This is a genomic window from Sphingobium sp. WCS2017Hpa-17 (assembly GCF_031843765.1).
Lineage (GTDB): Bacteria > Pseudomonadota > Alphaproteobacteria > Sphingomonadales > Sphingomonadaceae > Sphingobium.
In genome coordinates, this window is the sequence record NZ_JAVTIV010000002.1 from 224080 (window position 1) to 250643 (window position 26564).

Genomic DNA, 26564 nt, shown 5'->3' on the forward strand with positions numbered 1-26564 from the left:
CCAGCAGGTCACATCTGTTGGGCAGCGGCGTCCCCATCCAGTCCAATCGGGGGTTCGCACCATGACACGCCGTTTCCATATTCTTTCCATGCTGCTCGCCAGCAGCGCCGCCGTCCCCGCCATCGCCCAGACCACGGCGCCCGAAGGCGATACCGCTGGCGCCGGCGAACAGATCATCGTTACCGCTCAGAAGATCGAGCAGCGCGCGATGGATGTGCCGATCACCATCTCCGCCGTCAGCGGCAAGCGGATGGAGGAAATCGGCGTCTCCGACCTCGACGAACTGTCCAACTACATCCCCGGCCTCAATATTCAGGAACAGAGCGCCAACAATCCCGGCATCGTCATCCGCGGCATCACGTCGGACAGCGGATCGGCGCAGCAGGCGCCGCGCGTGACTCTCTATTATAACGGCGTCGACATTTCCCGCTCGCGTGGTTCTTATCAGGACATCTACGACATGGAGCGGATCGAGGTGATCAAGGGGCCGCAGGCGACCCTGTTCGGCACCGCGTCGGCGGTCGGCGCGATCAGCATGATCTCCGCCCGGCCCAAGCCCGGCTTCTCCGCCGAACTGAACGCCGGGTACGGCAACTATGAGTCCAAGCTGCTCAGCGGCTATATCAATGGCGGGTCGGACAAGGTTGCCGGCCGCATCGCTTTCGCCTGGAAGAAGCGCGACGGCTATGTGAAGAACCTGTCCGCGACGCAGGACGATCTCTATGCTCGCGATCAGTTGGGCGTGCGCGGCTCGCTGCGTCTGAAGCCGACCGAGAGCTTCACCGCCGACATCATCCTGACCTATGATCGCCAGCGCAACTCAGGCACGCCCTTCGTCTCGCTCGCGCTGCCGACCTCGGAAGGGCCGGGCAATCCCTTCGGCTCGGCCAATCTCAGCGGCTCGCCTTTGTCGGCCTCCGTTCTGGGCGCTTCAAAGCTGGGCCTGCACCGCGACGTCTATGACGCGAACCTCACCTTCAGCTGGGACATTGCCGACGACTGGACGCTGACGATGGTTAACGGCTATCGCAAGTTCGACAGCAATGAAGTGTTCGACGCCGACGGCTCGGCAGCCTGGTATCTGGAATTTGGCGAGGAAGCGAAGGGCTGGCAGGTCAGCCATGAAACCCGTTTCTCCTATGCCGGCGATCATTTCCGCGGCTCGTTCGGCTGGAACGGTTTCCGTGAAAAGAACCACCAGCGCGTGCCTTTCTCGACCGAGGAAGGCACCTATATCCAGTGCGCCACGCGCCTGATCCCCGGCCTCGCCTGCATTGCGGCCGACGGCACCGTCACCGCATCGCAGGCGACCGCGATCCTCACCAACGGCGCGGCCACCGTCATTCCCTACAGCTCGGTCTATGAAAATCAGGGCAAGAATGACAGCTATTCGATGTTTGCCGATGGCACCTGGCTTGCCAGCCCTTCGCTCGAACTGACCGCCGGCATCCGTGCCCTCATCGAAAAGCGTCGGTCAGGCTATGTCACGACCGTGCCCAATTCAGTGCTGAGCGGCGCGCCGCTCATTCCGGGTCAGATCAACACCAACGGCCGCGTCCTGCGGACCCAGGGCAGCTTCGCCGCCTTCCTGCCGCGCTTCAACATCCTCTATCGCTTCTCGCCGCAGTTGAACGGCTTCGCCACCGTGTCGAAGGGCCGCCGCTCGCCAACCGTCAATCTGGATGCCGCCGCCGGCGGCGTCGCTCGCATCAGCCAGATCGCCGAGGAAAATGTCTGGAACTATGAAGTCGGCCTGAAGGGCAATAGCGGCATCGTCTCCGGCTCGCTGGGCGTCTATTATCAGACATACGATAATTTCCAGGTCAGCGTGGTCGGCAGCGACGGCGTCGCCCGCACGATGAGCGCCGGCACGGCCAGTAATCTGGGTGTCGAAGCGGAAGTGGCGATCCAGCCGACCAGCTGGCTCAGCATCTTCGCCAATGGCGGTTATATCGACGGCGGTATCGACAATAAGGAAGCCAATGGCCGCTTCGCCGGCGATCAGTTCCGCCTCCAGCCCAAATTCCAGGCAGCGGCCGGCTTCACCATCGACGCGCCGATCGGCAACGGCATGCGCGTCTTTGCGACGCCCAGCGTCACCTATCGCAGCAAGATCTATTTCGAAGTACCCAATACCGAAGCGATCAGTCAGGACGGCGTGACGCTGGTCAACCTGCGCGCGGGCGTCAGCTTCGCCGACGGCCATTATGAAATCTCCGGCTTCATGCGCAACGCGACCAACAAGAACTACCTGCTCGACGCGGGCAATACCGGCGGCGCCTTCGGCATTCCCACCTATATCCCGGCAGAACCGCGCTTCTACGGCGTGCAACTGACCGGCCGCTTCTAACTCGGACAAGGAAGGAGACAGTCATGAGCTTCACCATCGACCGCCGCCTGCTCATCAAGGCCAGCATGCTGGGCCTGGGCGCCCTGTCCATCCCCGGCGCGGCCGCCATCCTGTCGGGTCGCGGCTTCACCCATGGCGTCGCCAGTGGCGAGCCGGGCGCGACCTCTGTGCTGCTCTGGACCCGCTATGTCGGGTCGGGCGACAGCACAATACGCGCCGAAGTCGCCACCGACGCGGCCTTTACGAAGGTCGTGTCGGGCGGCGAAGTGACCGCCCGCGCGGATGCCGATCACACCGCCAAGATCACCGTGACCGGTCTTCGGCCCAACGCATGGTATTTCTATCGCTTCGTGGCCCCCGATGGCCGCATCAGCCGCACCGGCCGCACCCGCACCCTGCCGCAGGGCGATGTGTCGCGCTTCGGCATCGGCCTCTTCTCCTGCTCCAACATGCCCTTCGGCTTCTTCAACGCCTATGGCCATGCGGCCGCGCGCAATGACATCGACCTCGTCATCCATTGCGGCGACTATCTCTACGAATATGATCGCGGTCATTATCCCAGCCTGGAGGAAACGGTCCCCGGTCGCGTCATTGAACCGGCGAACGAGATGGTGACGCTGGCCGACTATCGCCTGCGCTATGCCTCCTACCGGCTCGACCCCGATCTTCAGGCGCTGCACGCCGCCTTCCCGATGATCGCCCAGTGGGACGATCATGAACTGGCCAACGACGCTTACAAGGATGGCGCGGAAAATCATCAGCCCGACAAGGAAGGCGAATGGTCGGTGCGCAAGGCGGCGGCGCAGCAGGTCTATCGCGAATGGATGCCCGTCTCCGACGCCAATTATGACAGTTTCCAGATCGGCACGCTGGCGACCATCTTCCGCCCCGAAACCCGCATCACTGCGCGCAACAAGCAGCTCAGCGTCGGTGAAGCCGTCGCCGGGCGCGGCGACCTCGCCAAGGCGCTGGCCGAATTCCGCGACGGCGCCTGGAGCGCGCAGGACCGCACGCTGATGGGCGCGGAGCAGGAAAAATGGCTCTATGACGGGTTCGCCGCGTCGAAGAAGGCCGGGACCGCCTGGCAGATCCTCGCGCAGCAGGTGATCATTGGCTATGGCCGTTTCCCGACCAATGCGGCCGACTGGGTGCCCACCAACGCCCCCGAAATCGTCCGCAAGACACTGGCCGGCGCGGTCGCCGCGTCGCAGGCCGGTCTGCCCTATAATATGGACAGCTGGGACGGCTATCCGGCCGCGCGCAACCGCCTCTATGACGCGGCGCTGGCGGTCGACGCGGACCTCGTCGTCCTGTCGGGCGACAGCCACAATGCCTGGGGCTATAATCTGGGCGAACGCGGGCCGGGGCAGGGCGGCGGCAAGGACAGGGTCGGCGTGGAATTTGCCGGCCACAGCGTCACCTCGCCGGGCTTTGAAACCTATGCCAAGGGCGTGCCGCCAGCGGACATCGCCCGTGCCCTGCGCGCGGTCAACCCCGGCATGGCCTTCTGCGACGCCAGCCAGCGCGGCTATGTCTCGCTGGAAGTCACGCCGCAGCAGGTCGCCGGCTCCTGGCACTTCATGCAGGATATCCGCACCCGCACCACCAAATTGGCCAGCACCCATCGCATGACAGTGCAGCGCGGCGCCAAGCTGTTGCAGGACGCCTGACGGAACGATCGGGGCGTCGTTGCCGGCGCCCCGATCCCTGTTCAGCGACGCGGTTCGAAGATGGATATCCGGCGCGGTTGCCGCAGGTTGACCGTGGCCTGCAACTCACGCTGCAACATGGTCAGCATCCACGCCCGGTGCCGGACCAGATAGGCCGGGAAATCATCCGGCTTGGCGGGATTGAAGACCGGCACCGCCCAGTCCAATGGCGGTTCGACATAGGGGATGAGCGGCTGGTTCACGCCATCCTCGGGCAGGTCCACATGCTTGCCGAGATAGCTGTTATCCCGAAAACGGATATAGCCGACCGGCGCAAAACCGGCCTGAATCAGATAGTCCGGGCCGTTCCGCCCGATTTCACTGCCATAGCGTGCCGTGCCCGCGACCTTGAACACATTCTCGTTGAACCGCACATCATGCGCCCATCCGTCCCAGTTGGTCGCGACCACCATCTGCACGTCCATCGCCTTGCCGACATGGACGATATTCTTCTCGACCAGCGCGTCGGACACATTGCCCGACAGCTGGAAGATGCGGGTGCCGTCGTTGCGGCTGACATTATAGCGGGCGATGGTGCCGCGATTGCCCAGATTGTCCTTCTCGTTGCGCTTGGGCGAACAGATCAGCAGGAAACCGCCGGCATTGTCATGGCTATAATTGTAGAGCAGCGTGGTCCGCCGTGAATTGAAGTCGGAATCGAAGCCCTGCCCATCATAACGAGTGCGGGTATAGGCGGCCTCGTTCAGCTGGATCAGGCTGTTGTCGGTGCTCCATTGCCAGATGCCCGCACTGTAGCCGGGCGCCCGACTGCCCGCATAGCGCACGATATTATGCTCGATCAGCGCGCCGTCCGTGCCGCGCGGCACGATGCCGTCGCCGCCGATATCCTCGACATAATTGTCGCGGATGACCACATCCTCGCTCGGAAACCAGTTGCTGGCCGTCACCCGGTCGCTGATCCCGGCAATGCCGGATCGGTCCACCCGCCAGACGATATTGCGCTCGATCACAAGGTCGCGAAAGCGCGTCGCCAGCTTCTGCCCGGTCGCGCTGAACACGATGCCGCCATTATCCTTGCGCGCATTCGTACCCCGCACGTCATGGACATACATGTCGGCGATCCGGATGCCGCGCGTGACGCCCCGGTCCTGGGCGGACACCAGCACGCCGAAGCGCTGCGCTTGTGTGGGCGCGTCATTGGTGACCTCCAATCCGCTGACCGACACATATTCCGCGTTGAGAATCGCGACGGCATGGGGGGACACTCCGCCCGCGTCGATACGGGGACGCGGCCCGATGCCGCTGGCGGTCACGATGATCGGTGCGCTCGCCTTGCCCGACCGGGTGATTGTCAGCGGTTCCTTCCACACCGATCCGGCGGCCAGCAGCAACTGATCGCCCGGTTGCAGTGCGACGTCCCGGATACGACCAAGCGATTTCCAGGGCTGCGCATCGGACGTGCCGCTGAACCGGTCATCCCCCCTTGTCGCGTTGATATAATAGGTCGCGGCATGGGCAATGGTCGGCAGACCAGCGGCGGACAGGCAGGACAGACAGGCAAGGCGTGCCAGCAAATTCAGCAAGATTTCCAACTTTCCTCATAACGGTTGGCCGAATCTGCCTATCTCTAAGCGGCTGAACGGAAAGTGAAACCGGCTTTTGGTCGATTGACGAACCAGTTTGCAATTGCCGTCATCGCCATGACCGACCCCCACGCCGGATATGATCTGAAGCCGATCAGCACCCGCGACCGCCGGTCGTTCGGCCAGCGTCTGCTCGACATGCATGGAAGCTCATCGATGATGGCCTGCAACTCCATGGCGCCGCCGGCTATTGTGGCGCGATGCCCGCGTCCAGCGCATCTATGGCGGGACATTGGAAATCCTGCGGGAAATCATCAACCGCGACCTGGCAGGGTGAACGTGGTCTGTCCGCGCACGGTGTTTTGCCGTGGCGTCGCGTCGCGATACGGATTATCGGACGGGATGACCGACGAACATCGCTCCGGCCTCCAGCAGAAGATCGCGCCGTGACCAGCAAGGACAAACCCCGCAAGACCGCCACCGCGCGCAAGCCCAATGCCGAGCGGCGCGAGGAGTCCATGACGCTGATCCTCGACCATGCCGAGGCGGAATTCGCGCATAAGGGCTATAATGGCACGACATTGGCGAGCGTGGCGGAAATCGCCGGGGTCGATACCGCGCTCATGCGTTATTATTTCGGCGACAAGGAACAGTTGTTTGCCGCCGTCTTCCGCCGTCGCGGTCCCAAGATCAATGCCGCCCGGTACGCGGCGCTCGACGCCTATCGCGCTCTGCATGGCGACCGGGGAACGCTGGAGGGGCTGATCGATGCCTTCGTGCGGCCCGGCTTTGAAATGGCGCAACGGGATGAGGGGCATCGCAATTATGCCGCCATCGTCGCATATGTGAACAGCTCCAAAGGGGCGATGCACTCGCTCATGTCGGAAGTGTTCGATGAGGTTTCCACCGTCCTGATCGCCGACATGCAGCGGCTGATGCCGGATGCCCCGCGCGAGGCGATCTATTGGGGCTATCATTTCCTGACCGGCGCCTTCACCTTTTCTCTCGGTCAAACGGGACGCATCGACCGTATTTCGAAAGGCGAGGTCACATCGTCCGATTTCGCGGGCATCGCCGACCGCCTTCCCGCCTTTGTCGCAGCAGGAATCCGCGCGCTGTGCATGCCAGAAAAATACCCAGAAACAGAAGCCTAGCAGCCTCAATAACATATTTCTTTTCTAAAAAAGAAATATGTTGACTCCGACGGGCTAAGCAAGGACATTCGGCGTCAGGAGAAGGACGGGCGACGGTAAGAAACCGCAGGCCCGAAACTGAAAGGGCGGCACATGTTTCATGCAGTCTTGCGCACATCGGCCTGCGCGGCAGCGCTGATGGCGGGCACGGTATCGGCACAGGAGGATGGCAGCGGCCAGGCCGGGGCGGAAGTCCCCACGGCTGACATCGTCGTCACCGGATCGCGCGCCATTCGCGACGGGTCGCAGGCACCCACCCCCGTCACCGTGGTCGCGGCGGAAGCGCTGACAAAGGCGCAGCCGGGTCTGATCGGCGAAGCGTTGAACCAGTTGCCGGCTTTCCGCGGATCGACCCGCCCGACCGGTGGCTTCACCGCCGCGACCGGGCCGGGCACGGGCAGCTATCTCAACCTGCGCAATATGGGGCCGCAACGCACGCTGGTGCTGGTGGACGGCCGCCGCGCGGCGCCCTCGGCCCGTGACGGCTCGACCGACATCAATCTTCTGCCCGAAGCGCTGATCAAACGGGTCGATGTCGTCACTGGCGGCGCCTCTGCCGCCTATGGGTCGGACGCGGTGGCCGGCGTCGTCAACTTCGTGCTGGATACCCGCTTCACCGGCCTCAAGGCGACGATCCAGTCGGGCATTTCTGATCAGGGCGATGTCCCGACCTACAAGGCTAACCTGACCGCCGGCCACAGTTTCGCCGACGGGCGCGGCCGCATCGTGGCCAGCGCCTCCTATCTCGACGTCGGCGGCCTGCAAAGCGTGGCGGACCGCGACTGGGGGCGACCCGGTACCGGATTCCTCAGCAATCCGGCGGTCCCCGGCCAGCTCATCTTCCGCGACGATCTGCGCGCCTCGACCGCATCGCCCGGCGGTCTGATCCTCAGCGGCCCGCTCGCCATGCAGCAATTCGCGCCGGACGGCACATTGATACCCTTTTCGCGCGGATCGCTGCAATCGGGCCTGATCCAGGTCGGCGGTGATGGGGCGCAGGTGTTCAGCAACCTGTCCGCCGCGATCCGCACCCACAGCTATTTCGGCCACGCCGAATTTGACGTGACGCCTTCGCTTACCCTGTTCGCGCAGGGGAATCTCGCCTTCGCCCGCAACCATTATAATCAGGTGCAGCAATTCAACCTGGGTGGTTTCAACGGCTTTACCATCTACAGCGGCAACGCTTTCCTGAACCCGGCGGTGCAGGATATATTGACCGCCACCAACATACCGGCCTTCGCCATGGGGCGGATGAATTTCGATTTCGGCGACCCCGCCAATGCGACGGCCAAGGCGCGCACCATCGACCTCAAGACCGGATTCCGTTTCACCGGTCCGAACGACCTGACGATCGAGGGCTATTATGGCCATGCGAAGAACTGGACGCGCATCCGCACCGACAATAATGTCGTGCTGGAACGGCTCTATGCCGCGGCTGATGCAGTCCGTGACCCGGCCAGCGGCACTATCGTCTGCCGCGTCGCCCTCACCAATCCGGGCCTTTACCCCGGCTGCGTGCCCATCAATCTGTTCGGCAACGGCGCGCCGTCGCAGGCGGCGATCGACTATGTCGAAGGGTCGTCTGCCTATCGCACCGACTTTACGCAGGATGTCGCCGACCTGTCGGCTCGCGCTCAGCCTTTCTCGACCTGGGCCGGCCCGGTGTCGCTGGCGGCGGGCGGCCAGTATCGCCGCATCAAGCTGGATCAGGTAACCGACGATATCGGCCCTTCCATCAATGACGCGACCGGTATTCGGGGCTTCCCCGCCGCCTATCAGAACCAGCCGGGCGGCTATCTGCTGACCAATGTCTTTCCCATTTCGGGCGGCTATCATCTGTGGGAGGTCTTTGGTGAGGCGGCCGTGCCACTGGCGCGCGACATGCCTTTCCTTCACGCGCTCGATCTCAACGCAGCGGTCCGCTACACCAATTACAGCACCAGCGGCGGCGTCACCACCTGGAAGGCGGGCCTGGTCTGGGAGCCGGTTGCCGGCCTGCGCCTGCGCGGCACGGCATCGCGCGATATCCGCGCGCCCAACGTGCCTGAACTGTTCGCGGGCACGGTCCAGAACACCGGGTCGGTAATCGAAAATGGCACCACCGTGCCGATCATCCAGGTGACGCGCGGCAATGCCAGCCTGCAACCCGAACGGGCCAGGACCTATACGGCCGGCATCGTGCTCAGCCCCTCCTTCCTGCCGGGCCTGACCCTGTCGGCGGACTATTATGCGATCGACCTGTCCGGCGTCATTTCTTCGCTCACGCCGCAGATCACGCTCGACCAGTGCAATGCCGGGGCGACCGCGCTCTGCGCCAACATCACCCGCAATGCCGCCGGGCAGATCACCCGCATCGAATCCCCGACGCTGAACCTCAATCGCCTGAAAAGCGCCGGTATCGATTTCGAACTGGGCTACCGCCCGACCGGTGATGTGCTGGGCGGGTCGATGCAATTGCGGATGGTCGCCAGTTTCCTGCAAAAACAGCGACAGGATATCAGCAACGGCACCTCCACCGACCGCGCCGGCGAAGTCGGCCTGACCGCCAATCCGCGCTGGACGGCGACCGCCAACGTCACCTGGGCGCGTGGTCCGTTCGAACTGTTCGTGCAGGAACGCTTCATCAGCGCCGGCACATATGACGTCACCCGGCAGGAACCGGCCCGGATCGAGGATAACAGCGTCAAATCGGTCTTCTACACCGACGCGACCGCCTCCTGGCGCATCGACAAGCGCTTCCGCCTCTTCTTCACCGTCAATAATCTGTTCGATCGGGATCCGCCGCTTGCGCCCAACGGCACGCTGGTCACTTTCATTCCTACAAATCCGCAGCTCTATGACGTGATCGGCCGCCACTTCACCGCCGGCGTCAATCTCAGCTTCTGATGTCCGCGCAGGAGAACCGCATGCCCAGCATCCCATGTCTCACCCGCCGCAGCGCCCTGCTGGCCGCCGCCGTCGCCATGGCCGGCACCAGCAGGGCAGGGCGGGCCATGGCGGCCACGCGCGCGTCCGTGCCGCTGCCGACCGCCGACCAGATCCGGCGCGATTATCAGCAGATGGTCGATTTCGGCCCGCGCCTGCCCGGTAATGCCAATCATCTTCGCTTCGTGGACTGGCTCGCGCGTCAGATGGTTGCGGCGGGCCTGCAAATGGGGCCGTGCGAAAGCTACGCCTATCGCCGCTGGGAACCGAAAAGCTGGACCCTCGACCTCCTCGATGGAGGAAAGCGCAGCAATATTCCGACCGCCTATTTCGTCCGCTCGGCCTCCACCGGGCCGCAGGGTGTCACCGGCCCGCTCGTCTATGCCGGCCGCCTGGAAGCCAGTGGCCCCGCCAGCTTGCCGCCCTTTAAAAAAGATAGCCTTCTGGTTTTCGACGCCTCGCTCCCCGACATGGCGCTCAGTCATATCGTCCACCCCCATTTCATCCACCTGCGCGGCGAGGCGCGGGCGGATGTTCTGGACACGCGCTACCATCGCCTCTGGACCATGCCGTCCTTCCAGATGGATGCGCTGGCGGCACAGGGCGCGGCGGGCGTCGCCATCATCATCAATGCCTCCTCCGCGATGATAGCGGGCAATTTCTCGCCTCATGCTTCTCCCTACAAGGCGAAAGTCCCGGCGCTCTTCGTCGGGCAGGATCAGGGCGACACCCTGCGCGCGGCAGCAAAAGCGGGACAGTCCGCCCACCTCACCCTCCATGCCGACTGGATCGACGGCGACGTACCGCAGATCACGGCGATCCTGCCCGGCATCAGCGATGAGGTCATGATCGTCGATACCCACACCGACGGCCAGAATTTCATCGAGGAAAATGGCTGCATGGCGATGCTGCAACTGGCGCGCCATTTCGCCAGCCTGCCACCGGGACAAAGGCTGCACCGTACCCTCGTTTTTGCCGGCTGGCCCGGCCATATGAGCGGCGACATGCCCGAAGCGCCCGGCTGGGCGCTCGCCCATCCCGACCTCATGCGCCGCGCGGCTGCCGCCTTCACCATCGAGCATCTGGGCGCCAGCGAATGGGCCGATATGCCGGGTCGGGGCTATGCAGCGACCGGCCATCATGAATATATGAACTGGCCAGCCACTGCCGGACCGCTGAACGATATGTTGATAGAGGGGATCAAGCGCCACGACCTGTTGCGCCACGCGGTGGAGCAGGGGCCGGGCTATACGACCGGCCGGGTCTTCCATAATAGCGGCATCCCCCATATCGCCTGCATATCCGGCCCCAATTATCTGCTCGGCATCGCGCCCAACGGCCATATGGACAAACTGGATGCCGATCTTGCCGCGCGCCAGACGGCGATGATCGCGGATCTGATCCGGCAGGCCGACGCGCTGCCCATCGCGGCGCTCAGGGGCAGCGACAAGAGCCTGGGCGCCGATCCGGTCACGGGGCGGGATACTGCCACCCGCGCCGCCTGTCCCGCCTGATCCATGGCACCTGACAAGCGCCCTTGCGTTATTCTCCCTTCTGACTCATTGGAGGCGATCCGTTGAACGCGCCCAAGCTTCTCTCGACCCCCGGCACGGACGCCTATGTCTATCCCCTGCTGATCCGCCACCTGCTCGCCAATGTCGCGGACCAGAGTGAGGCAGAGATCGTCAGCGGCGACCGCCGTCTGACCTATCGCGCCTTTGTGGACAGGGTGACGCGGCTGGCGACCCTGCTGGCGGCGCGCGGCGTCCGTGCGGGCGATACCGTCGCGGTAATGGACTGGGACAGCCATCGCTATCTCGAATGCTATTTCGCGATTCCGATGATGGGCGCGATCCTGCAAACGGTGAATGTTCGCCTGTCGCCGGCCCAGATCGACTTCACTTTGCGCCAGTCCGGTGCGACCTTCCTGCTCCGTCATGCCGATTTCGCGCCGCTCTGCGCGCAATTGCTGCCGGCCCTGCCTCAGATCAGCGGCGTGATCGTCATGGAAGGGGACGGGGATGACTATGAATCTTTGATCGACGCCACGCCGCCCGAATTCACCTTCGCCGATTTCGACGAGAATGCGATCGCCACCACCTTCCACACCACGGGCACCACCGGCGATCCCAAGCAGGTCTTCTTCAGCCACCGTCAGCTTGTCCTTCACACCATCACGCTGGCGGCGACACTGGCTAATCAGCCGGACGGGCAAGGGTTGCGGCGCACCAACGTTTACATGCCGATGACGCCGATGTTCCATGTCCATGCCTGGGGCATGCCCTATGCGGCGACCATGCTTGGCGTGAAGCAGGTCTATCCCGGCCGCTATGATCCTACGACTCTGCTTGCACTCAAGCGGCGCGAAGGCGTCGATTTCTCCCATTGCGTGCCCACCATCCTGCGCATGCTGCTGGACGCCAATGCCGCGTCGGGTGAGAACCTGGCGCCCTGGACCTTCGTGATCGGTGGTGCGCCTCTGCCTGTTGCACTGGCGCAGGAGGCGGATGCAGCGGGCATCACCACGCTGGTCGGCTATGGCATGTCGGAAACCGGACCGATCATCACGCTGGCGCGCGGCGCGCCGGACGATGTCGCCGGCCGTTGCCGCGCCGGCTTCCCCGCCATATTGGTACAGGCGCGGATCGACACGACCCACGGCGGCGAATTATTGTTGCGCGCACCCTGGCTGACGCAGGGCTATGCGACCCAGAAGGACAGCGACGCGCTCTGGGCCGATGGCTGGATGCACACCGGCGATGTCGGTGCCGTCGATTCCGATGGCACATTGCGCATCGTCGACCGGCTGAAGGATGTGATCAAGACCGGCGGCGAATGGGTGTCCTCGGTCGATCTGGAGGATCTGCTCGTCGCCCAGCCCGGCATCGCCGAAGCCGCCGTCGTCGGCATCCCCGACGCCAAATGGGGCGAACGCCCGGTCGCCTTCCTCGTCACCCGCCAGGGTGCGCAGCCTCCGCATCCCGACGAGCTTTGCGCGGCGTTGCAACAGCATGTCGCCTCCGGCCGGATCAGCCGCTACGCCATTCCGGAACGGCTGCTGACGCTCGAAGCACTGCCGCGCACCAGCGTCGGCAAGATCGACAAGAAGGCGTTGCGCGCCATGTTGGCCTGAAGACAGGCGGAAGGGGGGAATGATGGCGCGACGCAAGCTCCTGATCGGCGGCATGACTAGCCTCGCGGCGCTGGGCGGCCTGCTCGCATGGCGATCGCGCCCTTTGCCGCCGCTGCCCTACGTCGCGCCCGCTCCCATCCCGGATCGCGACACGCTCTGGCACTGGATCGAGCGGCTCAACGCCTTCGGTCCGCGCCTGACGGCCAGCCCCGCCCATCAGAAATCGGTCGACTATATCGCCGAAGAACTGGCCGCCATGGGCCTGACGGTGCATCGCGATACCCATCGCATCCGCCGCTGGACGCCCGGCCGCACCGCGCTGCGACTGGAGGATGGCACATCCATCCCGGTCGCCGCGCCCTATCCCTATTCCGGCAGGACCGGGCCGGACGGCATGACCGCACCGCTTGTCTGGTTCGACAATGCACCAAAGGATTTTTCCGCCGCGCGCGGCAAGATCGCTATCGTTCCGGTCGGTCGGCTGGACCTGACGACGCTCACCACCCTGATGCTGTTTGATCGTCGCGCCACTCTGCCGGACGAAAGCGCCGATATTGCCAATGGCGAAATCGTGCCGGTCCTCGGCCCGCTTACCAATATCTTTCTCGATCGGGCCAGGGCAGCCGGCGTGCGCGGCGTCATCTGCCTGTTTGAAGGGCTGTCGGACGCACTGGCGCAGGGGCAGGTGCTTCCGTTCACCACCCCTTATGCCGATTGCCCTGCGCTCTGGGTCGGCGATGGCCAGCGCGATAATCTGCACCAAGCGGCCGCACGCGGCGCCTCCGCCACGCTGACGCTGGAAGCCACATTGGCGGATGCCGACACCGACACGCTCCATGTCGTACTGGAAGGGAGCAATCCCCATGAAACGATCATCGTCAACACCCACACGGACGGCCCCAATGCCTGCGAGGAAAATGGTCCGGCCGGTCTGCTCGCTCTGGCGCGCGCCCATGCCGTGCGGCAGGATCGCCGACGCTCGATCATCTTCGTCTTCGCCACCGGCCATTTCCAGATTCCGCAGCTGGTGGACGGCCATGGACAGGCGACTACCGCCTGGCTCCGGCGCCATCCCGAACTGTGGGACGGCCAGCCGGGCCATGCCCGCGCCGTCGCCGGCCTGACGCTGGAACATCTGGGCTGCATGGAATGGAAGGATAGGGATGATCGCCCCGCGCCAACTGGCCGGCTGGAGCGGGAAATCGTCTATGCCACCAACCGGCAAATGGAACAGGTCTATCGCGCTTCCGTCGCCGGTCGTTCCAAACTGCGCAGCTTGGTGGTCGCGCCGCGTCTGGCTCATATCTTCCTGGGCGAAGGTGCGCCGCTCTATCAATGCGGCATTCCCTCCATCTCGCTGGTGCCCGGACCCGACTATCTCTGCCAGCTATTGCCGGACGGCGGACTGGACCGGCTCGACGCGGACTTTGCGCACCAGCAGGTGGATAGTTTTTCCCGTGCACTGACCCTGCTCGATGCGTTGCCCGCCGCCGCGATCGGCAGCGCGCGCCCCGCCGGCGGTTTGATGCGTCCGCTCGCGGTGGTGGCGGAGGCTCTGGCGGGCTTGCACCGCTAAGGCGCGCGCTACCGGAAAATGCCGCATCCTATTTTCTATATTTGATCTTTTTCTTTAAATAAGACAAAAAATATCCATGAAGAAAAATCAGTTCAGCGAAAACATGATTTACCTGTCCAACTCGTTGTCGCGTTGGTGCCTGGTCCTCTTGGTCATCGGGGCCGGTATCGCCCTGGGATTATTGGCCAATCGCCTGCCGAAGCCGGTCCCGGACACGGCGCCCGCAACCCTGTTTTCCGCCGAACGGGCGATGAAGGATGTCCGTGCCATCGCCACCCGGCCGCACCCGACCGGATCGCCGGAAATCGGGGAAACGCGCCGCTATCTGATGGCGCGGATGACCGCTCTCGGCCTCGCACCGCAAATGCGCACCCATGATGCCGTTTCCGCCCGCCCCTACACCAAGGAAATCGCCCCGGCCGGCCGCATGCGCAATATCGTCGGTACCTACCGGGGCACCGATCCGGCGCTTCCTGCCATATTGGTCATGGCCCATTATGACACCGCTGCCCTGTCGCCCGGTGCTGGGGACGACACATCCGGCGTCGCCGTCGCGCTGGAGGTTGCCCGCGCGCTCAAGGCCGCCGGGCCACTGCGCCGCTCCGTCATCTTCCTGTTCACCGATGGAGAGGAAGCCGGTCTGATCGGCGCCTCCGCTTTCTTCGCCGCCGACCCCCTGCGCCACCGCATCGGTCTGGTCCTGAACCTGGAAGCGCGCGGCGACAACGGCAAGGCGCTGATGTTCCAGACCAGCGCCGGCAACCACCAGCTGATCGACACCTATCGCCGCACCATCGCGTCGCCGGCCGCCGACTCGCTGATGGCCACCGTCTACAAGCGCATGCCCAACGACACCGACCTCACGGTAGCGCTGGACAAAGGGCTGGCCGGCATGAACTTCGCCTTTGTCGGGCATCAGGTCGCCTATCACACCGCGCTGTCGACTCCCGACCGGCTCAATGTCGGCAGCCTCCAGCATATGGGCGATCAGTTGCTGCCGCTGGTGCGCAGCTTCGCGGACGCTGACACGCTGGACCAGACCGGTGGCGACCGCATCTTCACCGACTTGTTCGGCCAGTTCTTCATCGCCTATCCGCTCTGGCTGGGCTGGCTGCTGGCTCTTGTCGCGATCGGCGGAACGGTCGGCATGACCGGGGTGGCCCTCGTCCGCCGACGCATCGACTGGCGTGACGCTTTGGCCGGAACGGGTGGATTGCTCGCAACCCTGCTTGGCATCGCGACCCTGCTGATGCTGGCCATCCGGCTTGCGGCCTTTCTGGTAAGCGATGTTTCTTCACCCTATGCGCTCATCGGCCAGTTCGACTGGCTGCTCCCCGCCACGCTTTTGCTCGGCCTCGGCGCCGGTGGGCTGTTGCTGGGCATTGCCGTCCGTGGGCGGCCAAGGGGTGCGGCGCTGCTGCTGGTGGCGTCGGGTCTGGCGGGCGCCCTGCTTGGCATGTTCAGCGTACTCCCGCTCGTTCTCGGTATCGTAGCAGCACTGCTGGTCTGGACAAGCATGCGTCGGCCTCGCTCGCTCGCCGGTTGGTTCGCAGGCGCCCTGACCCTGCTTGCGCTGCTCGCACTCGCCATGCAGGTGACCTTGCCCAATGGCGCGCATATGCTGGTCTGGCCGTTGTTCCTGCTTGGCGCGCCGCTGGCGCTGCTGCTCTTTGCGCCGGATCGGGCCGCGCGCCCGCTGGGTCTGGCCGTCATCACCCTCCCTGCCCTGCTGATCGCCGGGCTGACGGCACGGTCGGGCTATGATTTCTTCCTGATGATCGGCACCTCGTTGCCGGCCGTGGTCACGCCCTTCCTGCTACTGACCCTGCTGGCGCTGGCGCCCTTGTTCTGGCCCATCCGCGCCCTCCCGCGCGTCGCGACGTTCGCCACAGCCGCCGGCCTTGCCCTGTTCGTCGCAGCCGCCATTCTCGCGCGCACGCCGACCGCCGACAATCCGGACATGGTGGAGGCCTTCTACATCGCCGATCTCGACAAGGGCCGCGCCAATTGGGTCAGCGCCAAGCTGGACCGCGCTGGCTGGGTCCGCCGCGCCCTGACGCAGGATGGCGGCGACCCGAAGCTGGGTTCGATCGCCCCCATCTCGAAGGAGGATCATTGGATCGCTCCGGCCAGGCGCGCCGCCTTCATTCGCCCGCAGCTGGCCCTGACCGCCAGTGGCGTGGGCAAAGCCCATCGCCTGAGCCTCGACGCGGCCAACCGCAATGGCGGCCGTTTCATGCGCCTCTATCTCAAGCCTTCGCTGGACCTGCGCAATGTCCGCATCATGGGCCAGAGCGCACCGGGCACGCTCAAGGCCGGCGACTGGACGCCCGTCACGTTCCACGCCAGCGGCGCCGATCCGGTTCGCCTGACGATGGATGCTACCTGGAAGGGCAAGGTGGACGTGCAGATGATCGAACTGGTCGATCACTGGCCGAAGGGCAGCAAGGTCATCCCCTTGCCGCCCCACAGCATCGCCTATCGTCGCTCGGGCACCAGTCTGGTCATGGCCAGCACGACGCTGGCTTGGTGAGCGCGGCTCAGGCGGCCTGCCGGTTGGCTGCGGCGATGGTTCGTTCGGCCATCTCGTCCGCCACCCAGGCCGCCGATCGCCCCTCACGCCGGGCAAGGTCCAGTATCTCGCCCACGCGCGGACCGATTTGGTCGACGCGCGCCGCCACGCTGGCCCGGTCCTCGCCCAGATATTCGGCCGATACGCTGATGATGCCGCCGGCATTGACGACATAGTCCGGCGCATAGGCGATGCCGCGCTCCAGCATCAGGTCGGGGACGTCAGGCGTGGCCAACTGGTTGTTCGCCGCGCCACAGACCAGCCGGGCCTTCATGCCCGCCACGCTCTGCGCCGTCAGCGCACCACCCAGCGCACAGGGGGCGAATATATCCGCCTCCACCGCCATGATGTCTTCCACATCCACAACCGTGGCGTTCAGCACCGCGCCCAGCGCGTTGCGGCGGCGCGGGTCGATATCGGCAATCACCAGCCGCGCCCCGGCATCGGCCAGTTGCCGGCATAGGCTCGCCCCGACATTGCCGGTGCCCTGCACCGCGACGGTCAGGTCGGACAACTCCGCGCCCAATGTCAGCCGGGCGGCGGTCCGCATGGATTCAAACACGCCCAGCGCGGTCCAGGGCGACGGATCGCCGCCAGCCTGATCGCCTGCTGGGTCCAACCCGGCGACATGGCGTGTCACCATGGACACTTCGCGCATGTCGGCAACCATGGTGCCGACATCCTCCGCCGTAACATATAGCCCTTCCAGTTCCTCGACCGCACGGCCAAAGGCACGGAAGAGGGCGGCGCGGTCGAAATGGCCTTCGGGCCGGCGCAGCACTGCCTTGGCTCCACCAAAGGGCAGCCCGGCCAGCGCATTTTTATAGCTCATGCCCTCGGCCAGACGGCAGGCATCGTCGAACGCGGCCTCAAGATCGGGATAATGCCAGAAGCGGCATCCACCGGCCCCCGGCCCCAACGCGGTGGAATGAATTGCGATCACGCCGTCCAGGCCGCTTTCGGGATCGAGCAGGCGCACCGATTGCATCGGCGGGTTCAGGCGGGCGAGACGGGCAACCATGATCTTCTCCTTGGGAATGTCCCGTCCTTATCGACGTCCGGTAGAGAAGAATCTTGCCTGATCTTTTGGTCATACTCGATAAAATGCGAATGATTTATCCGCTGATGTGGGATAAGTAGGAAAATATGATCGAACTCGACAGTTTCGAGCGGAAGATTCTCCGCGAGCTGCAACGCGATGCCAGCCAGACCACGGCGGAAATTGCGGAGAAAGTAGGGCTGACGCCGTCGCCTTGCTGGCGCCGCATCGACCGGCTGGAGCGGGAGGGGCTGATCCGCAAGCGGGTCGCGGTGCTCGACCGGCGCAAGGTCGGCCTGAATGCTCAGGTCTTCGCTCAGGTGAAGCTCAACGCCCATGGCCGCGCCAATCTGGACGAATTCAGCGCCGCCATTCAGGGCTTTCCTGAAGTGCTGGAGGCTTATGTGCTGATGGGCACGATGGATTTCATGCTGCGCATCGTCGCCAAGGATATCGAGGCTTATGAGCGCTTCTTCTTCGAGCGGCTGAGCAAATTATCGGGCGTGCAGGAAATCAATTCCACCGTCGCGCTGTCTGAAATCAAGGCGACCAACGAACTGCCGATCTGAAACGGTGGCGGCGGGTCTTGGCCCGCCGCCCCATAGTGTCATTTCCAGGTCGCGCCCAGCAGCCGACGGAAATTGCCGCCCAGCACCGCGCGAATATTGGCGTCCGAATAATCGCGACGCGCCATTTCCTCGACCAAATTATAGATTTTCAGCGGATCGTCGAACCCGTCCGTGTCGATCTTGTCGCGGAAGGCATAGCTGCCCTTATAGCCGGCCTTCAGCTTGGCATAGGCGGTCGGCTCCATGTCGTCATAGCCGTACAGATCGGCGTCCGACCCGATGCCGACCTTGTCGATGCCGATCAGCTTGGCGACATGGTCGACCTGATCCACCAGATTGATGATTGTCGTCGGCTCCTGCGCTGTCAGGAAATTGCGCACGCCGGTAATGCCCATCACGCCACCCCTGGCGCCCAGCGCCTTGATCGCCTCATCCGTCTTGGTGCGGGGATGGTTGTTGAGTGCGCGGCAATTGCTGTGCGTGATGGCGATCGGCCCGCTGGCCATGGCGATCGCATCCAGCGTCGTTTTGTCGCCGCAATGGGACACGTCGACCAGCATGCCGATCTTGTTCATCTCAGCCACGATCGCGACGCCATAGTCGGACAGGCCGCCATCGATCCGATCAGTACAGCCCGACCCGATCCGATTCTGGCTGTTATAGGTCAGCTGCGACACGCGCTGGCCCAATTGATAGAAAGTCTTTACATCCTCGACCGTATCGAAATGGTCGCTATTTTGCAGTCCCATGATGACTGCCATTCGGCCGTCCGCCTTAGCGCGGTCGAGATCGGCGCCCAGCCCCACGCCCTGGAACAAATGCGGGTTGCGCGCGACGAAGCCGGTCCAGGCGAGCAGCCATTGCAGGGTCTGCTGTTTCGCATCCGGCCCGCCGATGCCGATGCTGTTATGGAAGGCGGTGATGCCGCTCGCGCGGAAATCGGCCGCCCATTTCTCGCTCACCGGTTCGGCATAGACTTCGGGGCGGAAGTCCAGCGTCAGTGGCCCCAGCATGTCGATGATGAGCGATTCCCGCACCAGATCGGTCACGCGCTTGGAGTAGCGGCGCGGGGACGCGGCATGCGCCTGATACAGGCCGCCATTGATCATCGGAAAAGCGAGCGCCGTTGCCGTGACGGCGCCTGCCAGCATCTGCCGCCGCGAAACACCCTTTTTGTTGTCCATGTCTCACTCCCTCATTGTCCGGATTGAAAAGAGTTTGCCGACATTGATTGATCCTGTATAGAGAAATAATATCTAAAACGAGAATATATAGGGGGTTCGGCATGCTGTATCTCGATCAAGACCGTTGGTGTCGATGGAGGTGGACCTTTGGCGGCGCGGCTGCCGCGCTTCTGCTGGCCCCGGTTGGCCCAACAGCGCTCGCAAAACCCGTTGCAGCGGCAAACCCTGCATCCATAGACCGTATAAAATTGGCCGGACTCCCGGATTTTATCGACGGTATAGTGGCGCAGCAGATCGCGCAGCGCGAAGTGGCGGGCGCGATTATCACCGTCGTCCATCGCGGCAAGGTGATCATGACGCGCGGTTATGGCTTTGCCGATGTGGACAAAGGACTTGTCGTCGATGGGCGGCAGACGCTGTTCCGGCCGGGGTCGGTGTCCAAACTCTTCACTTGGGCTGCGCTGATGCAGCAGGTCGAAGCCGGCAAGGTGAATCTGGATGCTGACGTAAATCGCTATCTCGATTATGAAATTCCGCCATTTCAGGGCCAGCCGATCCGGGTGCGCGATCTTTTCGCTCATGCCGTGGGCATGAGTGACCTGTCCTATGCCGAAGGCGAGTGGGAAAAGGAGGAGGCCTATCAATCTTTCCTCAAGACCCATATTCCCCAGCGTCTCTGGGCGCCGGGTGGCGAAATTTCCTATTCCAACTACGGTGCGTCGCTGGCCGGTTACATCGTGGAATGTGTGTCGGGCGAAGCGTTCCCGGATTATGTCGAGCGCCATATTTTCCAGCCGCTTGGCATGGCCAATACGACCTTTCGCGAACCGCTGACGGGAGGCAGGGCGGCGCATATGGCGCTGGGCTATGCGCTGGTCGACGGTCGCTTCCAGGCGAAGCCCTATGAACGCTATGACAAGATCATGCCGGCGGGTTCGGCGGCGGCCACGGCGCCTGATATAGCGCGCTTCATGCTGGCTATGCTTGGCAATGGCGCACTGGGTGGGGCGCGTATCCTTAAGCCGGAGTCGGTGCGCTTCCTCGAAAGCGATTCGATCGCCAATGCGCCGGGTCTGCCGGGCATGGCCCATGGCTTCATGGTTGCGCGCGAAGCGGGGCCGCGGCTGGTCGGACATGGTGGCAACACCATGGATTTCCACAGCTATCTGCTGTTGGCTCCAGAAGCCGATTTCGGCTTCTTCGTGTCGATGACGGGTGGGCAGGGCAGCTATGGCGCTCGCACGGAACTCAGTGATGCGATCATCGGCCGCCTTTTCCCGCAGGCGCCGGCGACGCGCTGGACGCAGGCAAGGGCCAGGCTGCCGGTCGGTGCCTACCGTGTCAACCGCCGCGATTATGCCAAGCCCGCAGATCCGGCGGGCGACCTCAAACTTTCGCTTCAGGGCGAACATGGCCTGCTGGTCGAGGGGCAGGGGCGCAAAAGCTATTGGGAACAGATCGGCCCGGCACTGTACGAACAGGTGACCGGCGCGAGAAGTGGCGGCCCCTATGACCGGCTGCTCTTTTATGGCGCGTCGGACGATCCGCGCCTCTCCTTCGGCTCCCAGCCACATGTCACCTATCATCTGGTGCCCGCAGCGGAAAAATGACCAGTTAAATGCCGCCGATCGAGCCCGATCGGCGGCATTATTTTTCTGATATGACAATTTTATCTCATTTAGGATTGAACTGTCCTTATATTAATGTTCTTATCCTCCTCAGTTGAATCGAAGTAAGCGGTCACGTCAGGCGGAAACTAAGCGAATTATAAGCGGACGGCCTTGGTGTGCTGCGCCCTTCGATGGGTGCAAAGGGGTATGAGCATGAAGTCCAACCATTTGTTGTGGCTTGCGGGCACCGCGTTGGCGGGGATCGCAGGCATGTCGCCCGCCATGGCGCAGCAGCCGGCGGAACAGGCCGCGGAATCCGAAATCATCGTCACCGGATCGCGCATTCAGCGGCAGGGCTTCGATGCGCCGACGCCCACCACCGTATTGGGGGTAGAGCAATTGCAGCAGGGCGACCGGCCGAGCCTCGCCCAGGCGCTGAACGACATTCCGCAATTCCGGCCCACCGCCACGCCGGAAACCACCACCGGCAACACTACCGCTGCCGCATCGCCGGCCGACTTGCGCGGCCTGACCGCCGTGCGCACGCTAACCCTGCTTAATGGCCATCGCTTCACCGGCAGCGCTGACCTGAACAGCGTGCCGCAAAATCTGATCAAGCGGGTAGACGTGGTGACTGGCGGTGCGTCGGCCGCCTGGGGGTCGGGCGCAGTTGCCGGCGTGGTCAACGTCATTCTGGATGACGAACTGACCGGCTGGAAAATGGGCGCCAACACCGGCATATCGTCGCGCGGCGATGGCCATCGCTTCGGCGGCGACATCGCCTGGGGCACGAAATTCGCGGGTGATCGCGGCCACATCATGGTTGGCGGCGAATATCTCAAGAGCCGGGGCGCCTTCGATCGTGATTCCCGGCCGAACCTCAATGCCGGACTGTTCCAGCGCGCCGATGGCCAACTCGTCCTGACACCGGATGTGAACTACACCATCCTCAATCGTGGCGGCTCGATCCTCAGTACCTCTGCCGTCCCCTATAATCTGGTTTTCAATCCCGATGGGTCGGTTGGCCCGTTGCCGCTCGGTAGCGAAACCTATGGCCAGCAGACGATCGGCGGTGGCGGCCAGAGCATCTACGACTATTTGTCGGTCAGCACGCCCTATGAACGGACCAATCTCTTCGCTCGCGTCAGCTACGACCTGACCGACAATCTGAAGATCTGGGCCGAGGGCAGCTACAACCGCATGGCCGGCGACTTCAGCTTCTTCCCGGAAACGCCGATTTCGGTGATTCAGCAGGACAATGCCTTCCTGACCGCGACCGCCAAATCGCAACTGGCGGCGGCTGGCGTCACCGGTCCCTTCATTCTCGGACGCATATTGGACGATGTCGGGCCGGACGGCATGTTGCGGTTCAACTATGCCCGCCGCAATCTGGAAGGAGCGATCGGGTTGGATGGCAGCTTCGGCGATGGCTGGAGCTATAAGGCCTATTATGACCATGGTGAGTTGCGGAACCGGCAAACGCTGGGCAATCAGCGTATCGCTGCCCGCTTCAACAAGGCGATCGACGCGGTGCTGGTCAATGGCAGCCCGGTCTGCCGCGTCAATGCGGACGCCAGCACGACGAATGACGACGCCGCCTGCGTGCCGATCGACATTCTCGGCAATGGCAAGATCAGCGACGCTGGGCGTGCCTATGCCTTTGGTGACGCCTCCTCGACCAGCACAACCAAGCTGGACGCGGCAGGCTTCAGCGTCAGTGGTCAGCCTTTCTCAACCTGGGCCGGCCCGGTCGATATAGCAGTGGGCGGCGACTTCCGCTGGGAAGAGTTCGTCACCAACTCGATTGATGGGCTCTCGGCGACCCGCGCCTTTGCTACGCTCAACTATGCCCCGACCAATGGCGGCTTCAATGTGAAGGAATTCTTCGCGGAAGTCGCGGTGCCGCTGCTCGATGTCGCGGACACGGCCAAGCTGGAAGTGAACGGCGCCGCCCGCTATTCCGATTACAGCACCAGCGGCGGCATCTGGTCCTGGAAAGCCGGTGGCACGTTGCGGCTGGTCAACGACCTGCTGCTGCGTGCCGTCTATTCGCGCGACATCCGTTCGCCCAGCATCAACGAATATTATCTGGGTCGCGCCACCAATATCGGCAACATGCAGGATCCGTTCCGCGACAATTCGGTCGCACTGAACGTGTTCAGCTATACCGGCGGCAATCCGGACCTCGATCCTGAAATCTCCCATACATTGACGTTGGGCGGTTCCTATTCGCCCCACTTCGTGCCGGGGCTTCGCCTGTCGGTCGATTTCTACAAGATCAAGATCGACGGCGTCATTGTCACGCTGGCACCGCAGGACGTTCTGAACCTCTGCGCAGCGCAAAATCCAAACGACAATCTGTGCGGCGGCCTGTTGGAGCGCGATGCCAATGGCGGCCTTGTGTCCGTGCTGCGCACCTATCGCAACCTGGCCCAGTACAAGACCAAGGGGCTGGATATCGAAGCGGCCTATCAGGTACCGGTGGGAGCCGGGCGAGTGACCGTGCGCTCGCTGGCGACCCACGTCATGGAGTTGCTAATCGACGATGGCGTCACCACGACCGATCGCGCGGGCATCGTTGGCGGCGACACGCTCTTCTCTACGCCCAAATGGCGTGTCACGACGTCGGTCGGCTATGATGACGCGCATTTCGGCACGGACTTACGCGTGCGTCATGTCAGCGGTGGTCAATATACCTATGTGCCTGGCCCCAACGGCCAGTTGCCGCTGAACAACGACATCAGTGGTCGCACCTATGTCGATCTTGCCGTCCGCTTCAAGGTGGGAGCGTTCACTCTCTACGGCAATGTCAACAACCTGTTCGATCGTGATCCGCCGATGTCGCAATATACCAACGCCAATTACGACGTGATCGGCCGCTATTTCTCCGGCGGGGTGAAACTGAACTTCTGATCGCTGTACGGCGACCTGGGCGGCGGCATGCCCCTTGCCTGCCGCCGCCCGACTTCAAGGGATGAAAGGATATGACGATGTGTCTGGCACATCCATCTTTTCGAGCAGCGGATACCCAGCGTGGGGCGCGACAATGACGGAACGATCTGCAAACAGGATGAACAGGGAAGGGGCAGCATCATGCGATGGATGAAATATCTGGCCGCCGGCGCATTGGCGCTGGCCGGCGGCGTTACCGTGGCGCAGCAGGCACCCGCCGATGCGCCGTCCTTGCTGCCGCAACCGGCGGCCAAACCCGGCGCGCTGCTGCCAGTGCCATCCTCGGTCGATGGGCAGCATGCGCTGACCAAGCAGGATGCGGATGCCTGGCTCGACGGTTTCCTGCCCTATGCACTGGCGCGGGGTGACGTTGCGGGTGCAGTCGTCGTCATCGTCAAGGATGGACAGGTGCTGACCCAGCGCGGCTTTGGCTATGCCGACGTCGCCGCGCGCAAGCCGGTCGATCCCACCACTACGCTCTTCCGCCCCGGCTCGGTGTCGAAACTCTACACCTGGACCGCCGTGATGCAGCAGGTGGAGGCCGGCAAGCTGAACCTGGACACGGACGTCAACCAATATCTGGACTTCAAGATCCCGCCCTATGACGGCAAGCCAATCACGCTGCGTAACATCATGACGCACACCGCCGGCTTCGAGGAAGCGGGGCGTGACCTGATCGGCAAAAGCGACAATATCCCGACGCTGGAAGCCGCCTTAAAGCGCTGGACGCCGCATCGCGTCTATGCGCCGGGGTCGACGCCGGCCTATTCCAACTATGCGACCGCGCTGGCCGGCTATATCGTGCAGCGGGTCAGCGGCATGCCGTTCGACGATTATATCGAACGCAACATCTTCCAGCGCCTCGGCATGCAATATGCCAGCTTCCGCCAGCCGCTGCCGGCTGCGCTCCAGCCGCACATGGCTAAGGGCTATCAACTGGGATCGGGCGATGCCAAGCCGTTCGAGATCGTCTCGGTCGCGCCCGCTGGCAGTTCTGCGATCAGCGGCGGCGACATGGCGAAGTTTATGATCGCGCACCTCGACAATGGCGGTCTGCTACTGAAGCCCGAAACGGCGAAGCTGATGCACTCGCCGGCCAATGAACCGTTGCCCGGCCTCAACCATATGATGCTCGGCTTCTATGAGGAGAAGATCAACGGCATCAGCGCCATCGCCCATGGCGGTGACACACGCTGGTTCCATTCCGATCTGACGCTCTTCCCGAGCAAGAATGTCGGCATCTATATTTCGCTCAACAGCATGGGGAAGGAAGGGGCGGTCAGCCCGATCCGCAACACCTTCTTCAAGCAGTTCGCCGATCGTTATTTCCCGGCGCCAAAGACCACGCCCAAGGAACTCCCGACCGCCAAGGCCCATGCGGCGCAGGTGGCCGGCACCTATGCCAGCAGCCGTGCACCGGTTGAAAACTGGGCCGCGATGATGGGCTTCCTCGGCCAGATGGAGGTTGGCACGGACAAGGATGGCAAGCTGTCGGTCCCTGCCTTCAAGACCATCGGCGGCGCGCCGCGCCAATGGATGGAGGTTTCGCCCTACATATGGCAGTCGACCGAAGATGGCGACCAGTTTGCGGCACGGGTCGAAAATGGCAAGGTCACGCGCGTCTTCTACGGCCCGGTCGCGCCGATCATGGTCTGGGATCCGGTGCCCTGGTACAAGGATACCGCCTGGTTGAAGCCGCTGGCGATCGCGGCGCTGGCTATTCTGGCACTGACCGCTTTGGCCTGGCCCGCAGGCGCCATCAATCGCAAGCGCTACGGCGCGAAGCTGGAACGGACGGGGCATGCCCTGACCCTGCATCGGCTGGTCCCAGCATGTGCATGGGGCGTGCTGGCGTTGCTCGGCAGCTGGCTTCTGGTCGTGACCAAATCCAGCGAGTTCGTGACGTCTGCCGGATTGATCTGGTTCAACCAGATTGCGGGCCTGCTGCTCTTCTTCGGCTTTGTCGGCGTGGCCGGCTGGAACGCTTATCTGGCTTTTCAGACTAAGCGCGGCTGGTTCGGCAAGCTGTGGAGCATCCTGTTGCTGGTTGCCGCCATCGTGATGCTGTGGGTGGCACTCGCCTTCCACCTCATCAGCTTCGGCGCCAACTGGTAACAGCGGGTGCAGCCGGGCGCGACGGCGTCGCCCGGCTGCCCTTTTTCTTCAGATCTCTCGTCCGCCCGCTCTCGATGCGCGGGCGCCGGGCGA

The 26564-nt window shown here is 63.5% G+C and carries 16 protein-coding genes; 13 read left to right on the top strand and 3 right to left on the bottom strand.

Translation table 11 applies throughout. The features are described from left to right. Positions 1 to 61: 61 nt before the first annotated feature. Positions 62 to 2350 (top strand): TonB-dependent receptor, encoded by a 2289-nt coding sequence (locus tag RQH62_RS05345; protein WP_311267711.1) that lies wholly within the window; start codon positions 62 to 64, stop codon positions 2348 to 2350. A gap of 23 nt (positions 2351 to 2373) precedes the next feature. Beyond that, positions 2374 to 4020, top strand: a complete 1647-nt coding sequence (locus tag RQH62_RS05350) for an alkaline phosphatase D family protein (RefSeq protein ID WP_311267712.1) — start codon at positions 2374 to 2376, stop codon at positions 4018 to 4020. A gap of 41 nt (positions 4021 to 4061) precedes the next feature. Here the strand turns inward: RQH62_RS05350 and RQH62_RS05355 are convergent, their stop codons facing one another. After that, the gene (locus RQH62_RS05355; protein WP_311267713.1) at positions 4062 to 5612 is read right to left on the bottom strand and encodes a right-handed parallel beta-helix repeat-containing protein; all 1551 of its coding nucleotides are present in this window, start codon (positions 5610 to 5612) and stop codon (positions 4062 to 4064) included. A gap of 241 nt (positions 5613 to 5853) precedes the next feature. Between RQH62_RS05355 and RQH62_RS24935 the strand changes: the two genes are divergently transcribed. The 7 genes from RQH62_RS24935 (at position 5854) to RQH62_RS05390 (ending at position 16963) form a co-directional block, all read left to right on the top strand. Further along, positions 5854 to 5940 carry an acyl-CoA dehydrogenase family protein gene (locus RQH62_RS24935; protein WP_405053521.1) on the top strand — a complete coding sequence of 29 codons (87 nt, stop codon included), beginning with the start codon at positions 5854 to 5856 and terminating at the stop codon, positions 5938 to 5940. Between the two features lie 109 nt (positions 5941 to 6049). Then, on the top strand, positions 6050 to 6757 hold the full coding sequence (locus tag RQH62_RS05365; protein WP_311267714.1) for a TetR/AcrR family transcriptional regulator: 708 nt from the start codon (positions 6050 to 6052) through the stop codon (positions 6755 to 6757). A gap of 132 nt (positions 6758 to 6889) precedes the next feature. Continuing rightward, the gene (locus RQH62_RS05370; protein WP_311267715.1) at positions 6890 to 9682 is read left to right on the top strand and encodes a TonB-dependent receptor domain-containing protein; all 2793 of its coding nucleotides are present in this window, start codon (positions 6890 to 6892) and stop codon (positions 9680 to 9682) included. A 20-nt stretch (positions 9683 to 9702) separates the two neighbouring features. Continuing rightward, positions 9703 to 11235, top strand: a complete 1533-nt coding sequence (locus RQH62_RS05375) for a hypothetical protein (RefSeq protein ID WP_311267716.1) — start codon at positions 9703 to 9705, stop codon at positions 11233 to 11235. A gap of 62 nt (positions 11236 to 11297) precedes the next feature. Then, entirely contained in the window at positions 11298 to 12854 is a 1557-nt protein-coding gene (locus RQH62_RS05380; RefSeq protein WP_311267717.1) for a long-chain-fatty-acid--CoA ligase, read from the top strand. 22 nt (positions 12855 to 12876) lie between these two features. Next, positions 12877 to 14430 carry a hypothetical protein gene (locus RQH62_RS05385; RefSeq protein WP_311267718.1) on the top strand — a complete coding sequence of 518 codons (1554 nt, stop codon included), beginning with the start codon at positions 12877 to 12879 and terminating at the stop codon, positions 14428 to 14430. A 76-nt stretch (positions 14431 to 14506) separates the two neighbouring features. After that, on the top strand, positions 14507 to 16963 hold the full coding sequence (locus RQH62_RS05390; protein WP_311267719.1) for a M20/M25/M40 family metallo-hydrolase: 2457 nt from the start codon (positions 14507 to 14509) through the stop codon (positions 16961 to 16963). Between the two features lie 7 nt (positions 16964 to 16970). Here the strand turns inward: RQH62_RS05390 and RQH62_RS05395 are convergent, their stop codons facing one another. Continuing rightward, positions 16971 to 18023, bottom strand: a complete 1053-nt coding sequence (locus tag RQH62_RS05395) for a Glu/Leu/Phe/Val dehydrogenase dimerization domain-containing protein (RefSeq protein ID WP_311267720.1) — start codon at positions 18021 to 18023, stop codon at positions 16971 to 16973. 125 nt (positions 18024 to 18148) lie between these two features. Between RQH62_RS05395 and RQH62_RS05400 the strand changes: the two genes are divergently transcribed. Next, positions 18149 to 18610, top strand: coding sequence for an Lrp/AsnC family transcriptional regulator (locus tag RQH62_RS05400; RefSeq protein WP_311267721.1), 462 nt, complete (start codon positions 18149 to 18151; stop codon positions 18608 to 18610). 38 nt (positions 18611 to 18648) lie between these two features. Here the strand turns inward: RQH62_RS05400 and RQH62_RS05405 are convergent, their stop codons facing one another. Next, a complete protein-coding gene (locus RQH62_RS05405) occupies positions 18649 to 19794 on the bottom strand; it encodes a membrane dipeptidase (protein ID WP_311267722.1) in 1146 nt (381 codons plus the stop codon). 248 nt (positions 19795 to 20042) lie between these two features. Between RQH62_RS05405 and RQH62_RS05410 the strand changes: the two genes are divergently transcribed. The 3 genes from RQH62_RS05410 (at position 20043) to RQH62_RS05420 (ending at position 26471) form a co-directional block, all read left to right on the top strand. Continuing rightward, positions 20043 to 21404, top strand: a complete 1362-nt coding sequence (locus RQH62_RS05410; RefSeq protein ID WP_311267723.1) for a serine hydrolase domain-containing protein — start codon at positions 20043 to 20045, stop codon at positions 21402 to 21404. A gap of 213 nt (positions 21405 to 21617) precedes the next feature. After that, the gene (locus RQH62_RS05415; RefSeq protein ID WP_311267724.1) at positions 21618 to 24317 is read left to right on the top strand and encodes a TonB-dependent receptor domain-containing protein; all 2700 of its coding nucleotides are present in this window, start codon (positions 21618 to 21620) and stop codon (positions 24315 to 24317) included. 180 nt (positions 24318 to 24497) lie between these two features. Then, on the top strand, positions 24498 to 26471 hold the full coding sequence (locus RQH62_RS05420; protein ID WP_311267725.1) for a serine hydrolase domain-containing protein: 1974 nt from the start codon (positions 24498 to 24500) through the stop codon (positions 26469 to 26471). Positions 26472 to 26564 lie beyond the last annotated feature (93 nt).

What these genes read in the sequence shown, in the direction of transcription:
- RQH62_RS05415 (WP_311267724.1), top strand. Translation starts at nt 21,618, where the DNA reads ATGAAGTCCAACCATTTGTTGTGGCTTGCGGGCACCGCGTTGGCGGGG.
- RQH62_RS05345 (WP_311267711.1), top strand. Translation starts at nt 62, where the DNA reads ATGACACGCCGTTTCCATATTCTTTCCATGCTGCTCGCCAGCAGCGCC.
- RQH62_RS05350 (WP_311267712.1), top strand. Translation starts at nt 2,374, where the DNA reads ATGAGCTTCACCATCGACCGCCGCCTGCTCATCAAGGCCAGCATGCTG.
- RQH62_RS05400 (WP_311267721.1), top strand. Translation starts at nt 18,149, where the DNA reads ATGATCGAACTCGACAGTTTCGAGCGGAAGATTCTCCGCGAGCTGCAA.
- RQH62_RS05375 (WP_311267716.1), top strand. Translation starts at nt 9,703, where the DNA reads ATGCCCAGCATCCCATGTCTCACCCGCCGCAGCGCCCTGCTGGCCGCC.
- RQH62_RS05385 (WP_311267718.1), top strand. Translation starts at nt 12,877, where the DNA reads ATGGCGCGACGCAAGCTCCTGATCGGCGGCATGACTAGCCTCGCGGCG.
- RQH62_RS05420 (WP_311267725.1), top strand. Translation starts at nt 24,498, where the DNA reads ATGCGATGGATGAAATATCTGGCCGCCGGCGCATTGGCGCTGGCCGGC.
- RQH62_RS05405 (WP_311267722.1), bottom strand. Translation starts at nt 19,794, where the DNA reads ATGGACAACAAAAAGGGTGTTTCGCGGCGGCAGATGCTGGCAGGCGCC.
- RQH62_RS05390 (WP_311267719.1), top strand. Translation starts at nt 14,507, where the DNA reads ATGAAGAAAAATCAGTTCAGCGAAAACATGATTTACCTGTCCAACTCG.
- RQH62_RS05395 (WP_311267720.1), bottom strand. Translation starts at nt 18,023, where the DNA reads ATGGTTGCCCGTCTCGCCCGCCTGAACCCGCCGATGCAATCGGTGCGC.
- RQH62_RS05370 (WP_311267715.1), top strand. Translation starts at nt 6,890, where the DNA reads ATGTTTCATGCAGTCTTGCGCACATCGGCCTGCGCGGCAGCGCTGATG.